Origin of the sequence: Gordonia ajococcus, from assembly GCF_012974285.1 — a bacterium.
Lineage (GTDB): Bacteria > Actinomycetota > Actinomycetes > Mycobacteriales > Mycobacteriaceae > Gordonia > Gordonia amicalis.
Genome location: NZ_CP052884.1, coordinates 1,686,421 through 1,701,053, shown reverse-complemented (window position 1 = coordinate 1,701,053; position 14,633 = coordinate 1,686,421). Strand labels below are relative to the sequence as shown.

Sequence of the window (14,633 nt, the reverse complement as noted above, 5' to 3'; positions counted from 1 at the left end):
CGCTGAAGTTGGCTATGTTAGCTGCTGAAACCTGGGGGAGGATTGACCTGTATGTCACCTGTGGACGGATTCGCGCCGGGACACCCGACGACCGCCGCGGACGGCAGTGGCGGTGACCGTCGACGCGCGGACACCGCAATCGAGCCGCAGCTCGTACGTGTTTCGGTGCTGGGCGGCAACACCCAACTCGACGTCGGACTGCCCGCGGGCATCCCGATCGCCGGACTCATCGGTGACCTCGTCGCACAGATCGAGTCGCGCAACCCCAACCGTCACGACCCGGACGACCCCGACTCGGATTCCCGCGGCCGCGGCCGCCCGCACGACCGGCAGAACCGCTGGACCCTGGCCCTGGTCGGTCAGGAACCGCTGGCCCTGCACCGCTCGCTGTCGGAGTCGGGAATCCGCGACGGCGACCTTCTCCTGCTGACCTCCACCCGGACCGGTGAGTCGCCGATCCTGTTCGACGACGTGGTCGATGCCGTTGCGCGACTGAACGAATCCCAGTTCATGAGCTGGACCGCGACCTCGGCGAGGTATGTGGGTCATGCACTGGCCCTGGTCGCGGCGGTCGCCGCGGCGGCGGGGCTCGCCGCGAGTCGACTCGACAGCGGCGCACTGTGGCTCGCGGGAGGATCCGGGCTGGCGGTGATCGGACTGATCACCGCGGCCACGATCGTCGCGCGCTACTACCGGGATCAGCTCAGCTCGACGATCCTCTCGGTCTGCGCGGCGCCGATGGCATTCGTGACCGGCATGATCCTCACGCCCGGATCCTTCGGCGCCGCGCATCTGACACTCGGATTCGCGCTGACCCTGGCCACGGCGGTCATCACCTACCGGATGACCGCGGTCGGTGCGACCGCCCACAGTGCGGTGACCAGCGCCGCACTCGCCGGCGTCCTGGGATGTGGTGCCCGAATGCTCATCGACGCCGACGTCGCGGAGGTCGCGGCCGTCGTCGCGGCGGTGGGTCTGCTGCTGATCGGGCTCTCCCCACGACTGACGATCCTGCTCGCCAAACTGCCGTTGCCGCCGGTCCCCACCGCGGGCGCGGCCATCGACGTCAAGGACATCGAACCGCAGCCGTCGATCGAGGGCATCGGCGCGATCGGGGCCACGGCACTGCCGAAGGCCGATGCGCTGGAACGTCGCTCATACATCGCCAACGCGTACCTGACCGGCATCATCGGCGGCCTCACCGGCATCGTCGCGATCTCGGCGGTGCTCACCGCCGCTCCCCTCGCCGGCTTCGAATGGAAGAACGCGGCCTACGCCGCGATCATCGGCGTGGTCCTGTGCCTGCGCGGACGCTCCCACAGCGACCTCTTCCAGGCGGCGATCCTCATCATCGGCGGCGCGCTCGTGGTGCTCACCCTGCTGGTCGGTCTGGCGTTCGGGGACGGCCGGTGGCCGATCGTGTCCTTCGCCCTGGGCAGCGTCGTCCTGATCGCCGCGCTCGTCTTCGGAGTCGTTGCGCCTCATCAGGATTTCTCCCCGGTGATGCGCCGGTGGGCGGAGATCGGCGAGTACATCCTCGTCGCGCTCATCGTCCCGCTGCTGCTGTGGTTGCTCGACCTGTACCGGATCGTCCGGGAGATCTGATGTCCCGGGCACGCACCCGGATCGCGGCGCCTCTCGCGCTGGCGCTGACCGCGACCCTGCTCGGGTTGACCTCCTCCCCCGCCGCCGCGGTCACCCCGCCGCGTGTCGACGCATCGGCACTGATCCGTTCGGCACCTGTCGCACCGCCGGAACCGACCGAGCAGAGCCATCTGTGCAACACCGCGACCCTCACCCGCAACACCGCGAATCCGACTGCCGCCCAATCGATGATGAATCTCGAGGAGGCCTGGCGCTTCAGCCGTGGCGCCGGACAGCGGGTGGCCGTCATCGACACCGGCGTGACACCGCACCCGCGACTCGGGCGCGTCACCGCGGGCGGCGACTACGTCTCGAACGGCACCGGACTCGAGGACTGCGACGCCCACGGCACCCTGGTCGCGGGCATCATCGCCGCCCGGCCGAGCACCTCGGACGCCTTCGCCGGCGTCGCGCCCGCAGCTTCGATCATCGGCATCCGCCAGTCCAGCAGCGCCTTCAAGGCCAAGAACGATCGCCGCGACGACGACCCCGCACCGGCGATCGGCTCGGGCTACGGTTCGGTCCGTACACTCGCCCACGCCATCGTCCGCGCCGTCGACCTGCGCGCCACCGTCATCAACATCTCCGAGGTCGCGTGCGCGCCGGCGGCCGACAAGGTCGACGACCGCGCACTCGGGGCGGCGATCCGATACGCCTACGACCGCGACGTCGTGGTGGTGGCGGCGGCCGGCAACATCACCCGGGACGGCGCCTGCCAGAGCCAGAATCCGACGCCTCCCGCCGGCGACCCGGACGACTGGAGTGCGGTGACGACGATCGCGAGTCCCGCGTGGTACTCGCCGTACGTCCTCACCGTCGCCTCGATCGACGCCGCGACCGGCACACCGAGCGATTTCAGCCTCCACGGCCCGTGGGTGGGTGTGGCGGCACCGGGCACCGACATCGTGAGTCTCGACAGCGCGAAGGGTTCGGGCCGCCTGGTGTCGGCGCAACGCAGCGAGAACGGGCCGCTGCCGCTGATCGGGACGAGCTTCGCCGCACCCTACGTCGCCGGTACCGCAGCTCTGGTCCGGGCACGGTTCCCCGACCTGAGCGCACGGGAGGTCATGGATCGGATCGTGGCGACCGCCCACGCCCCGGGAACCGGACACGACCAGCGGATCGGTCACGGGGTCGTCGACCCGGTCTCCGCCCTGACCGCGGAACTACCCGCCGATCAGCGGGCCGGGCCGCAGTCGGCCCCGATCGCCGCACCGGCACCCCCGACGCCGCCGGACCACACCGCACGCAACGTCGCCGTCGCGGGGGCGGGTGTCAGCGCCGCGCTCATCGCGACCGTGCTGGCGATCGCGCTGCCCCACCGTCGGGTGCGCAAGCTCGACCCCGACGAGTTCTGATCAGACAGATTCTGATCAGCTGGTGGTACGCGCGGGCCGCAACTCCCGCGGCAGCGCGAAGGTCAGTGTCTCGTTGGCGGTGTTGACGGTGTCCACCGTGTCGTAGCCGCGTTCGGCGAGGAAGTCGAGCACGCCGCGGACGAGGACCTCGGGCACCGACGCACCGGAGGTGACGCCCACCGTGCTCACACCTTCGAGCCAGACGTCGTCGATCTCGCGCGCGTAGTCGACCAGGTGGCCGGCCCTGGCGCCCGCCTGCAGGGCCACCTCGACCAGGCGAACCGAGTTCGACGAGTTCTTGGAACCGACGACGATGACGAGATCGCAGTCGGGGGCCATCGCCTTGACGGCGACCTGCCGGTTCTGGGTGGCGTAACAGATGTCGTCGCTGGGCGGATCGTTGAGCAGCGGGAACTTCTCGCGCAGGCGCCTCACCGTCTCCATGGTCTCGTCGACCGAGAGCGTGGTCTGCGACAGCCAGACCAGCTTCGACTCGTCACGCACGGTCACCGAGTCCACACTGTCCGGGCCGTCCACCAGCTGGATGTGCTCGGGCGCCTCACCGGCCGTCCCCTCGACCTCCTCGTGGCCCTCGTGGCCGATCAGAAGGATGTCGTAGTCGTCGCGGGCGAACCGCTTGGCCTCCTGGTGCACCTTCGTCACCAGCGGACAGGTCGCGTCGATGGTCTTCAGGTTGCGTTCCGCGGCGGTCGCATGGACCTGCGGTGAGACACCGTGTGCGGAGAACACGACGATCGACCCCTCCGGCACCTCGTCGGTCTCCCCCACGAAGATCGCCCCGCGATCCGCCAGGGTCTCGACCACGTGGCGGTTGTGCACGATCTCCTTGCGGACATAGACGGGAGCGCCGTGCTTGTCGAGAGCACGCTCGACCGTCTCCACCGCGCGGTCGACACCCGCGCAGTAGCCGCGAGGTTCGGCGAGCAGGACACGCTTCGTGACAGACATGCTTCCAGGGTACGGGTTACAGACGGGTGCCCGTGATGGCAGAGTGTTGGCATGCATCGCGCACCCTACCCGGCCCGTATCGCCGCAGGTCTGATCGTCACCGCCCTCGAGGAGACGCGCAAGCTTCCCGCGCTGTTTGTCACCCTCCCGATGACTGCGGTCAGCCAGACCCTGCAGGCAGGTATGCGGGCCCAGCAGAACATCGCCGAACTCGCCATCAAGGGCGACGCCGTCCTGGAGATGATCTTCGACAAGCCCAGCGAGGAGCCCGAGTGGGCCCGCTTCGACGAGGACGACGTCGAGACCCCGGCCCCCGACGCCGACGCCCACGCCGGCGACGTACCGATCGAGACGCCCGCGAAGCCCGCCAGGCCTTCCACGAAGGCCACCACCGTCGACGACGAGATCGAGGCCGCCGCCGACGGCAACGACCCGGGCGACCAGCCCGCCGATGCCACGGATGCCACCGCCGCACCGCCGCGTGCCGATGCCGGCCGTTTCGCGCTGTACAGCTCCGCGCCCGAAGACGTCCTGGACGCCGCGGAGACGCCGGCGACCCCTGCCCCGGCGTCGAAGAACGGCTCGACACCCGAGATCGTCGAACTCATCGACTACGACACGCTGACCCTGGCACAGTTGCGGGCACGTCTACGGGCGGTCGGCACCGACGACCTCACCAGCCTCGTCGACTACGAGAAGTCGAACCGCGGTCGCGCACCGTTCGTGACGATGCTCGAGAACCGGATCGCGTCGCAGAACAAGCGCTCCACCGAGGCGTGAGCGGGACCTCGCCGAATTCGGCCGAGAATCCGTGGCCGGTACGCACGGTCAACACGAAGATCGCCGACTGGATACACCGATTGGGCCAGATCTGGGTGGAGGGTCAGGTCACCCAGATCAGCCGGCGCCCCGGTACCCGCACGGCCTTCCTCACCCTGCGGGACCCGGCCGCCGACATCTCCATCTCGGTGACGTGCAGCCCGGATCTGTTGACGCGCACCGAGGTTCCGCTGACCGACGGCAGCCACGTGGTCGTCCTCGGCCGCCCGAGTTATTACACGGGCCGCGGCACGGTGTCGTTGCGGATCAGCGACATCCGTCCGGTCGGGGTCGGCGAACTGCTGCTGCGGATCGAACGCCTCCGTCAGCTGCTGGCCGCCGAGGGGTTGTTCGACAGCCGGCTCAAACGTCCGCTGCCGTTCCTGCCCCGCGCCATCGGGCTGATCAGCGGGCGGGCCAGTGCCGCCCAGCACGACGTGGTCAGCGTCGCCACCAGCCGGTGGTCGGCCGTGCGCCTGGACATCCGTGAGGCACCCGTGCAGGGCCCGACGGCGGTGGCACGGATCCTGACCCACCTCGCCGACCTCGACGCCCACCCCGACGTCGAGGTGATCATCATCGCCCGCGGCGGCGGCAGCGTCGAGGATCTGCTGCCGTTCTCCGACGAGGCGCTGTTGCGGGCGGTCTCGCGGTGTCGGACGCCGGTGGTCAGCGCGATCGGGCACGAGCCCGACAATCCGCTGCTCGACCTCGTCGCCGACCTGCGTGCGGCCACCCCGACCGACGCCGCCAAGCGAGTGGTGCCCGACGTCGAGGCCGAACTCGCCGGGATCGACGACCTGCGCCGGCGTAGCGCTCAGGCGTTGCGCAACTGGGTGCGCCGCGAGACCGGGGTGATCGACGGACTGCGGCGACGTCCGGTCCTCGCCCGGCCGGGCGTGATCGTCGACCAGGAGTCCGCGAACGTGGCCGAGCTGGTGCGTGCCCTGCGGCGCGACGTCCTACGCCACGTCGACACCGAGGACCGGCGCCACGAGCACCTCGCGGCCCGGCTCTCGACCCTGGGCCCGGCCCAGACCCTCGCGCGTGGCTACGCGGTCGTGCAACGAACCGACACCGACGTGACCCACGTCGTCAGCACTCTCGACGATCTGCCGGCGGGCGCCGAACTACGCATCCGCGTCGCCGACGGCGCGGCGAGGGCCACCGTCACCGCCACCGAGGCACCCACATCCACGTCCACGGACGACGAAGGAGATTCGTGAGCACCGACGAGGAGTACACACCGGTCACCGAACTCGGATACGAGGAGGCGCGCGACGAACTCGCCGACATCGTCAGCACACTCGAGCACGGTGGCCTCGATCTCGACACCTCACTGGCCCTGTGGGAACGGGGCGAGGCGCTCGCGACTCGCTGCGAAGAACATCTCCGCGGCGCGCGTGAACGCATCGAAACCGTGATCGCACAGAAGAATTCGGCCGACGACGACGATGAGTGACCTCAGTCGAAGTCGACGAGGACCCGCTGGTCGACCGCGGACACCCGCGACCGCTCGGCGGCTCGAACCGGACCATCGGTGAGCACCAGCGGTTCCCGGCGGCCGGCCGGTGGGTCGACTCGCACGCACGGCACGCTGATGACCTGACCGCCGGTCGCCGCAACGGCCGCGCCGGCCCCGTACACGGGAACCACGATCACCAGCAGTGCGACGAGCACCGCGACGAGGACGAGTCGTCCCCACATGATGTTCAGCCAGGCGTCGGCCTGTGCGGACAACGACGTCGCCGGTGTCCACCTGTACCTGTGCCAGAATTCCCCGGACATGAGCGCCTCCTGGAGCAGACGCTATGAACGGAGGCACTCGTCATCGCGAGTAGTCGGCTACTCGAATCGTCTCCACTCAGGCATCGAGCGGTGGCTGCGTCGCCACCGACGACGCGATCGTCTCGATGTCGGAGTCCGGTCCCCGGGAGAGCACGCCGATCCGGACATCGCCGAAGTCGGCGATCCAGAACTTCTTGCCCTCGGAGGTCTCGTAGGTCACCCACTGCCGGCCACCCGCTTCGCGGGTACCGGTGCCGGTGGTGTCCGCGTACTCGTCACCGCTCCCGCCGAGGTACGGCACCAGCAGGTCCTCCGAGGCGTCGGTCTGACTCAGCTGCACATAGGCCTTGCTCGCACTGAGCCAGCCGACGGTGCTGACCCGATGTCCCTCGATCGCATCCGACGAGCCGGAGTTGGGCTTCCATCCTTCGGGTGTGGGCGGCCGGCGGATCGGGAACGGCATCTGCCGGGCGTCGGCGTCCAGTGCGGTGACCACGTCGAACGCGGGCACCTTGCTGTCTGCGGGGTCCTGATTCAAGCCGACCGAGCAATTCCCCGACGCGATCGCCACCAATGCACACAGCGCGATCAGCGGCACCAACGACCAGAACATGTCCTTGCCGTTGATGAGAATGCGCGGTTTGTCTGCCATGTCGCCGAGTATCCCACTACCAGGGTCAGTCACCGAACGGCCGGTGTGACATGCAAGGATGGTCCCTGAGATCACCGCCACACCCACGGATCCCAGGGGCTGCGACCCACTGAGATCGGGGCCACACATGAGGAGCCGAAGCCCATGACAGCCAGCAACCACCAGGCACCCGATCGCAACCTCGCGATGGAATTGGTCCGTGTGACGGAGTCGGCTGCACTCGCGGCCGGCCGCTGGGTGGGTCGCGGTGACAAGAACGGCGGCGACGGCGCGGCGGTGGACGCGATGCGCCAGCTCCTCTCGACGGTCTCCATGCGCGGCGTCGTCGTGATCGGCGAGGGCGAGAAGGACGAGGCGCCGATGCTGTACAACGGCGAAGAGGTCGGCAACGGCGAGGGCCCCGACTGCGATGTCGCGGTCGATCCCATCGACGGCACCACCCTGATGGCCGAGGGCCGCCCCAACTCGATCTCGGTGATCGCGGTCAGCGAACGCGGCACCATGTACGACCCGTCGGCCGTGTTCTACATGGACAAGATCGCCGTGGGTCCGGACGCCAAGGGCGCCATCAACATCAACGAGTCGGTCGAGTGGAACATCAACTCGGTCGCCAAGGCCAAGGGCATCGACGTCGCCGACCTCACCGTCATCGTCCTCGACCGGCCCCGCCACGCCGATCTCATCGGCGAGATCCGCCAGGCCGGCGCCAAGATCCGCCTCATCTCCGACGGTGACGTCGCCGGCGCCGTGGCGGCCGCCGACGACTACTCGACCGTCGACATGCTGATGGGCGTCGGTGGCACCCCCGAGGGCATCATCACGGCCGTCGCGATGAAGTGCATGGGCGGCGAGATCCAGGGCAAGCTGTGGCCCCGCAACGACGAGGAGCGCCAGAAGGCCATCGACGCGGGTCACGACCTCGACCGGGTCCTGACCAACGACATCCTGGTGAGCGGCGAGAACAGCTTCTTCTGCGCGACCGGTGTCACCAACGGCGACATGCTGCGCGGCGTCACCTACCGTCCCAACGGTGCGACCACTCGTTCGCTGGTCATGCGATCGAAGTCGGGCACCGTCCGCCGCATCGAGGCCGTCCACAAGCCGGCCAAGCTGCGCGAGTACGCCCGCATCAGTCTCTGACGCCCGGCGTCGACCTCTGACACACCGAGCAAACGGCCCCGCGTCGGGGAGCTGCGACCGTGATCCATCTCACGAGTCCGGTCACCTCTGACGTGGGGCCGTTTTGCTGGGGCGATACGATCCGGTGCGTGAGTAAACCACCCTCAGCCCCCGAGTTTCTCTACTCTGATCTGCTCCCCATCGGCGCCGACGAGACCCCCTACCGACTCATCACCACCGAGGGTGTCTCGACGTTCGAAGCCGGCGGACAGACGTTCCTCAAGGTGGAGCCGGAGGCGATCCGCAAGCTCACCGCCGAGGCCATGCACGACATCAGCCACTACCTGCGCCCGGCCCACCTCGCGCAGCTCCGCAAGATCATCGACGACCCCGAGGCATCGGGCAACGACCGCTTCGTGGCCCTCGACCTGCTCAAGAACGTCAACATCTCCGCCGGTGGCGTCCTGCCGATGTGCCAGGACACCGGCACCGCGATCGTGATGGGCAAGAAGAGCGAGGGCGTGCTGACCGGCACCGACGACGCCGAGGCGATCTCGAGGGGTGTCTACGACGCCTACACGCAGCTCAACCTGCGCTATTCGCAGCTCGCACCGCTGACCACGTACGACGAGAAGAACACCGGGACCAACCTCCCGGCCCAGGTGGAGATCTACGCCACCGAGCAGGGCCCCAAGGGCCCGGAGTACAAGTTCCTGTTCATGGCCAAGGGTGGCGGGTCGGCCAACAAGTCCTTCCTGTTCCAGGAGACCAAGGCCATCCTCAACCCGAAGTCCATCCTCGAGTTCCTCGACGAGAAGATCCGCTCGCTCGGCACCGCGGCCTGCCCGCCCTATCACCTGGCCGTCGTGATCGGTGGCACCTCAGCCGAATTCGCGCTGAAGACCGCCAAATACGCCTCCGCGCACTACCTCGACAACCTGCCGACGGAGGGTTCGATGTCGGCGCACGGCTTCCGCGACCTCGAGCTCGAGGACGAGGTCTTCAAGCTGACCCAGTCCTTCGGCATCGGCGCCCAGTTCGGCGGCAAGTACTTCTGCCACGACGTCCGCGTCGTGCGTCTGCCCCGCCACGGCGCGTCGTGCCCGGTGGCCATCGCGGTGTCGTGTTCGGCCGACCGGCAGGCGCTCGGCAAGATCACCGCCGACGGGGTGTTCCTCGAGCAGCTCGAGACCGACCCGGCCGAGTACATGCCGGCTGCCGGTGTGGCGGAGGACATCTCGGGCGGCGAGGTGGTCGAGGTCGATCTCAACCGCCCGATGACCGAGATCCTGGCACAGCTGTCGCAGTACCCGGTCAAGACACGCCTGTCGCTGACGGGCCCCCTGGTGGTGGCCCGCGACATCGCTCACGCGAAGATCAAGGAACGCCTCGACGCCGGCGAGCCGATGCCCGAGTACCTGCGCGATCACCCGGTGTACTACGCCGGTCCGGCCAAGACCCCGGAGGGCATGGCCTCCGGTTCGTTCGGTCCCACGACCGCCGGCCGCATGGACTCCTACGTCGAGCAGTTCCAGGCCGCCGGCGGCTCGATGGTCATGCTGGCCAAGGGAAATCGTTCCAAGCAGGTCACCGAGGCGTGCAACTCGCACGGCGGCTTCTACCTCGGCTCGATCGGCGGCCCGGCCGCCCGACTGGCGCTCGACTGCATCAAGAGCCAGGAGATCATCGAGTACCCCGAGCTCGGGATGGAGGCAGTGTGGAAGATCGAGGTCGAGAATTTTCCGGCCTTCATCGTTGTTGACGACAAGGGCAACGACTTTTTCACCGACCCGAGTGGGGCCGTCAACGTCCCGCTGAGCGGCATAAGGATTCGATCGAAGGAGTAGAACACCTATGACCGAGGCACAGGGCAAGAACGAGGCACCGGACAAGCAGGAATACCGCACCGAGCACGACACGATGGGCGAGGTGCAGGTGCCCGTCGATGCTCTGTGGCGCGCCCAGACGCAGCGGGCGGTGGAGAACTTCCCCATCAGCCATCGCCCGCTGGAGCGGGCGCAGATCCGCGCCATGGGCCTGCTGAAGGCGGCCTGCGCCACGGTCAACAAGGATCTGGGACTCCTCGACGCGGAGCGAGCCGACGCGATCATCGCGGCGGCCACCGAGATCGCCGACGGCAACCACGACGACCAGTTCCCGATCGACGTCTTCCAGACCGGGTCGGGCACGAGTTCGAACATGAACACCAACGAGGTCATCGCATCGATCGCGAAGGCCAACGGGGTGGACGTGCATCCCAACGACCACGTCAACATGTCGCAGTCGTCGAATGACACGTTCCCGACCGCCACGCACGTCGCGGCGACCGAGGCCGTCGTCACCGACCTCGTCCCGGCGCTCAACCATCTCCGGAAAGCACTGTCCGACAAGGCAACCGAGTGGCGTGACGTGGTCAAGAGCGGCCGCACACACCTGATGGACGCGGTGCCGGTGACTCTCGGCCAGGAGTTCGCCGGGTATGCACGGCAGATGGAGGCCGGAATCGAGCGCGTCACCGCGACCCTGCCGCGTGTCGGCGAGCTGCCCATCGGCGGCACCGCGGTGGGCACCGGACTCAACGCGCCGGCCGGCTTCGGCACCAAGGTGGTCGCCGAACTCGTCCGCCGCACCGGTGTCGAGGAACTCTCGTTGGCCAAGGACAACTTCGAGGCGCAGGCCGCCCGGGACGGGCTCGTCGAACTGTCCGGCCAGCTGAAGACGATCGCGGTGTCGCTCACCAAGATCGCCAACGACGTCCGGTGGATGGGCTCGGGACCGCTGACCGGCCTGGGCGAGATCCTGCTCCCCGACCTCCAGCCGGGTAGTTCGATCATGCCGGGCAAGGTCAATCCCGTTCTGCCCGAAGCGGTCACGCAGGTGGCGGCACAGGTCGTCGGCAACGACGCGGCGGTCACCTGGGGCGGCGGCAACGGCGCCTTCGAACTCAACGTCTACATCCCGATGATGGCCCGCAACGTCCTCGAGTCACTCAAGCTGCTGGCCAACGTGTCCCGACTGTTCGCCGACCGCTGCATCTCGGGATTGCAGGCCAACGTCGACCGTCTCCGCACCCTGGCCGAGAGCTCCCCGTCGATCGTCACACCGCTCAACAGCGCGATCGGCTACGAGGAGGCCGCTGCGGTCGCCAAACAGGCCCTCAAGGAGGGCAAGACGATCCGCCAGACCGTGATCGATCGGGGCCTCGTGGGCGACAAGCTCAGCGAGGAGGAACTCGACGCGCGCCTCGACGTTCTCAAGATGGCCAATCTCGACCGGGAACGCTGAGTACGGCCGGGCCATGACGAACCTGAAGCCCTTCCCCACGGACTGGCAGACCGCACTCGTCCTCGTCGCCCACCCCGACGACCCGGAGTACGGGATGGCGGCAGCGGTCGCGCGATGGACCGGCGAGGGCAGGCGGGTGGTCTACGCGCTCGCCTCCAGCGGCGAGCGCGGCATCGAGGGAATGTCACCGGCCGAATGCGGCCCGCTGCGCGAAGCCGAACAGCGCGCCTCCGCGTCGATCGTCGGCGTCGACGAGGTGGAGTTCTGGGGCTTCCCCGACAGCGACATCCGTAACACCCGCGAACTCCGGGCGAAGATCACCGAGACCATCGAACGCATTGCGCCGCAGGTGATCCTGTCATTGTACGGGGGTCCCGAATGGGCCCCCGGCCAGCCGAATCAACGCGATCACATGGAGTTCGCCGCGGCCGTGCTCGACTCCTACGACGCCCTGGTCGCGGCCGGATACGACGAGGTGCCCGCGTGGTTGTTCGAGAACGGTCCGGCCGCAACGCATGCGGTCGACGTCGACGAGCAGTTCGAGGTCGCCGTCCGGTCGCTCGCCGCGCACGACCGCTACCTGTCGGTCCTCGACCCGGACACCCCTGTCCTCGATCAGGCACGCGCCCAGATCGACCGGGCGACCGCGCCGCGGGACGGTGCCGACGGTGTGCGCACGGCGGGCTTCGAGCTCAAACGACCCATCAACATGTGACCTTCGGCCTCTCGCGAAAAGTTCGCCACCAGGAGAAAGTGTGAGGGTCAGTCTCTCGAACCCCCGAGAGTCTCCTCCAAGTACGTAGGAGGTGACCGGTCATCACTCTCACCGGTGTTCTCGTCGCATTCCTCGCAGCCTTCGCCGTCTGCGCTCTCGTCGGGCTATCCATCTGGCTCGTCGTTCTCTTCGGCCTCCTGTCGGGAGTGCAGGCCGTGGCATGGGTGACCGAGCGGACGTCGGCCTGGCGATTGCCGGCCGACCACGACACCGGTCCGTGGGCCGGCCCCACCACCTGACCCGACGCGACGTGACACGACGCGACGCGACGACGCGAACTAGAGCGGAACAGTCCACCGCACGGACAACCCGTGGCCGGCCCCGGGTGTCGTCAGCGCGAAGGTCCCGCCCAGTTCCTCGGCTCGGAGCCGCATGTTGGTCAGCCCGCTCGGAGTGACGTCCTCATCTAGCCCGACCCCGTCGTCGGTGACCTCCACGGCCAGGTCGTCGGCGACCGAGATCGCGACCGTCAACGTCGTGGCGTGGGCGTACCGGACCGCATTGCTCAACGCCTCGCGGACCACCGCGATCACCTGGTCGGCGAGTCGCGGCTCGACGATCGACAGCGGTCCCGCCATCCGCACATGGGTCTGTATCGGCAGATCGTCGACCTGCTGATCGATCGTCTCCTGCACGCGTTGACGGAGACGTGTGGTCTCGGATTCTTCCGCCTGCAGATCGAAGATCGTCGAGCGCACGTCCTGCACGATGTCCTGCAGATTGTTGATGGATCGCGTCAGCCGGGCCCGGATCTCGGGTGACCGGGTGCGCTGCAGCGTCGCCTGTAGCGTCAGCCCCTCGGCGAAGATCCGCTGGATCACGTGATCGTGCAGGTCGCGCGCGATTCGTTCGCGATCCTCCAGCACCCGCATCTGCTGGGTCTGGTTCGCCGCGCTGGCCAGCTGGAGTGCCAGGGCCGCCTGATCGGCGAAGTCCGCGCTCAGGCTCAGCAGGTCCTCTGCGAACGCGTCGCGTCCCTTGGACCGCACGGCGATCAGCACTCCACGGGTCGACTCCACCGTGCGCAGCGGGGCGACCATGACCGGACCGTGCCATGCCGAGGAGTGCCCGGAGATGTCGTACTCGAGTTGGTCACGCAGAACCGGCCGGCGTCGCCGGAAAGCGTCGCCGGAGGTCGAGCCCCTGGTGGGCACGGTCCGCCCGCGAAAGACATCGGCGTCGATGCCCTCGGCGACCGTGACGACGAGTTCTTCCACTAGTTCGGGCGGCATCTCGTGGTCGTGGGGTTCGGCGATGCAGACCAGGTCGGCGTCGGCCAGGGTGAGCACCTTGCGGGCAATCGCCTCGAGGACCTCCTGGTTGTCGGCACCCGTCAGCAGCTCCGCGATGATGTCCCGATTCGCCTCGATCCAGGCGAGCTGTGTCTGCGCCTGCTCGTAGAGCCGGGCGTTCTCGATGGCGATGCCCGCCGCCGCCGCCAGTGCCTGGATGACGAGTTCGTTGTCCTCGGTGAACAGTGCACCGTTCTTCTTCTCGGTCAGGAACAGGTTGCCGAAGATCTCGTCACGTACCCGGATCGGGGCGCCCAGGAAGGTGGTCATCTGCGGATGATTCGGCGGGAAACCTACCGCCGCGGGGTGCTCGGAGAGGTCGTCGAGCCGCAACACCCGCGGGTCGTCGATGAGCAGGCCCAACACGCCGCGTCCCGTCGGCAGGTCTCCGATCTCGGTGCGGACCTCCTCGCTGATGCCCTGGGCGAGGAAAGCCGAGAGGTCGTATCCGCTGCCGAGAACGCCGAGCGCGCCGTACTCGGCGTCGACCAAGCGGATTCCGGCGGCGACGATCGACTCGAGAGTGGTCTCCAGATCGAGTTCGGAACTCACCGACAGCATGGCTTCGAGCAGACCGTCGATGCGGTCTCGAACATCGGCGATCTGCGTGATCCGGTCGCCGACCTTACCGAGGAGCTCACGCAATCGCTTCTGCGACGGCGCATTCTGTAGTTCGATAGACCTCGCGCCACGTTCCGGGAATTCGCGGACCATATTCTGGATGATATACCCTGCGGTCCGTCGAGTATTCGGTTGAATAATTCTCGACAAATGACTTCGAAGCCCTCGATCAGTAAGTCCCGCACCGCAATTGGATATTCCGCGAACCGTCGCATCAGTGGTGAAACGGACATTCCGGATATGCGCGAATCTGCCGGTCCGGGCAATCCGGGTGAAACACGTCTGGGGTCGTCCTACAATTCGTCTCAGCG

13 protein-coding genes are annotated in these 14,633 nt (G+C 67.9%); 9 read left to right on the top strand and 4 right to left on the bottom strand.

The annotated features are described in order from the left end of the window. The first annotated feature begins 51 nt into the window (after positions 1–51). Both eccD and mycP read left to right on the top strand, forming a co-directional pair. Positions 52–1,605: a type VII secretion integral membrane protein EccD gene (gene eccD / locus GAA2_RS07820; RefSeq protein ID WP_096273713.1), complete on the top strand. Its 1,554-nt coding sequence runs from the start codon at positions 52–54 to the stop codon at positions 1,603–1,605. Beyond that, positions 1,605–3,002: a type VII secretion-associated serine protease mycosin gene (gene mycP, locus GAA2_RS07815; RefSeq protein ID WP_024497574.1), complete on the top strand. Its 1,398-nt coding sequence runs from the start codon at positions 1,605–1,607 to the stop codon at positions 3,000–3,002. Before eccD ends, mycP begins: the two co-directional genes overlap by 1 nt. 15 nt (positions 3,003–3,017) lie before the next feature. On the opposite strand, the gene GAA2_RS07810 is transcribed toward mycP, so the two are convergent. Beyond that, on the bottom strand, positions 3,018–3,971 hold the full coding sequence (locus GAA2_RS07810) for a 4-hydroxy-3-methylbut-2-enyl diphosphate reductase (RefSeq protein WP_024497573.1): 954 nt from the start codon (positions 3,969–3,971) through the stop codon (positions 3,018–3,020). A 51-nt stretch (positions 3,972–4,022) separates the two neighbouring features. Here GAA2_RS07810 and GAA2_RS07805 point away from each other — a divergent pair, with 51 nt between their 5' ends. From GAA2_RS07805 to GAA2_RS07795, 3 genes are read left to right on the top strand one after another with little or no spacing between them, the layout of a single operon-like run. Further along, positions 4,023–4,751: a lipid droplet-associated protein gene (locus GAA2_RS07805; RefSeq protein ID WP_024497572.1), complete on the top strand. Its 729-nt coding sequence runs from the start codon at positions 4,023–4,025 to the stop codon at positions 4,749–4,751. Further along, on the top strand, positions 4,748–6,016 hold the full coding sequence (gene xseA, locus GAA2_RS07800; RefSeq protein ID WP_006434428.1) for an exodeoxyribonuclease VII large subunit: 1,269 nt from the start codon (positions 4,748–4,750) through the stop codon (positions 6,014–6,016). Before GAA2_RS07805 ends, xseA begins: the two co-directional genes overlap by 4 nt. Beyond that, positions 6,013–6,252: an exodeoxyribonuclease VII small subunit gene (locus GAA2_RS07795; RefSeq protein WP_006434427.1), complete on the top strand. Its 240-nt coding sequence runs from the start codon at positions 6,013–6,015 to the stop codon at positions 6,250–6,252. Before xseA ends, GAA2_RS07795 begins: the two co-directional genes overlap by 4 nt. 2 nt (positions 6,253–6,254) lie before the next feature. Here GAA2_RS07795 and GAA2_RS07790 read toward each other — a convergent pair whose 3' ends face one another. Together GAA2_RS07790 and GAA2_RS07785 are read right to left on the bottom strand one after the other, a co-directional pair. Then, entirely contained in the window at positions 6,255–6,578 is a 324-nt protein-coding gene (locus tag GAA2_RS07790; protein ID WP_006434426.1) for a hypothetical protein, read from the bottom strand. Between the two features lie 76 nt (positions 6,579–6,654). Then, entirely contained in the window at positions 6,655–7,230 is a 576-nt protein-coding gene (locus GAA2_RS07785) for a DUF4245 domain-containing protein (RefSeq protein ID WP_006434425.1), read from the bottom strand. 144 nt (positions 7,231–7,374) lie between these two features. On the opposite strand from GAA2_RS07785, the gene glpX reads away from it, so the two are divergent. The 4 genes from glpX (at position 7,375) to GAA2_RS07765 (ending at position 12,349) form a co-directional block, all read left to right on the top strand. After that, positions 7,375–8,370, top strand: a complete 996-nt coding sequence (gene glpX, locus GAA2_RS07780) for a class II fructose-bisphosphatase (protein WP_006434424.1) — start codon at positions 7,375–7,377, stop codon at positions 8,368–8,370. 128 nt (positions 8,371–8,498) lie between these two features. Further along, positions 8,499–10,196, top strand: a complete 1,698-nt coding sequence (locus GAA2_RS07775) for a fumarate hydratase (RefSeq protein ID WP_191834874.1) — start codon at positions 8,499–8,501, stop codon at positions 10,194–10,196. Positions 10,197–10,203: 7 nt separating this feature from the next. Continuing rightward, positions 10,204–11,634: a class II fumarate hydratase gene (locus tag GAA2_RS07770; RefSeq protein ID WP_191834873.1), complete on the top strand. Its 1,431-nt coding sequence runs from the start codon at positions 10,204–10,206 to the stop codon at positions 11,632–11,634. 13 nt (positions 11,635–11,647) lie between these two features. Then, entirely contained in the window at positions 11,648–12,349 is a 702-nt protein-coding gene (locus tag GAA2_RS07765; RefSeq protein ID WP_191834872.1) for a PIG-L deacetylase family protein, read from the top strand. Positions 12,350–12,687: 338 nt separating this feature from the next. Here the strand turns inward: GAA2_RS07765 and GAA2_RS07760 are convergent, their stop codons facing one another. Beyond that, a complete protein-coding gene (locus GAA2_RS07760) occupies positions 12,688–14,415 on the bottom strand; it encodes a GAF domain-containing sensor histidine kinase (protein WP_191834871.1) in 1,728 nt (575 codons plus the stop codon). Between the last annotated feature and the right edge of the window lie 218 nt (positions 14,416–14,633).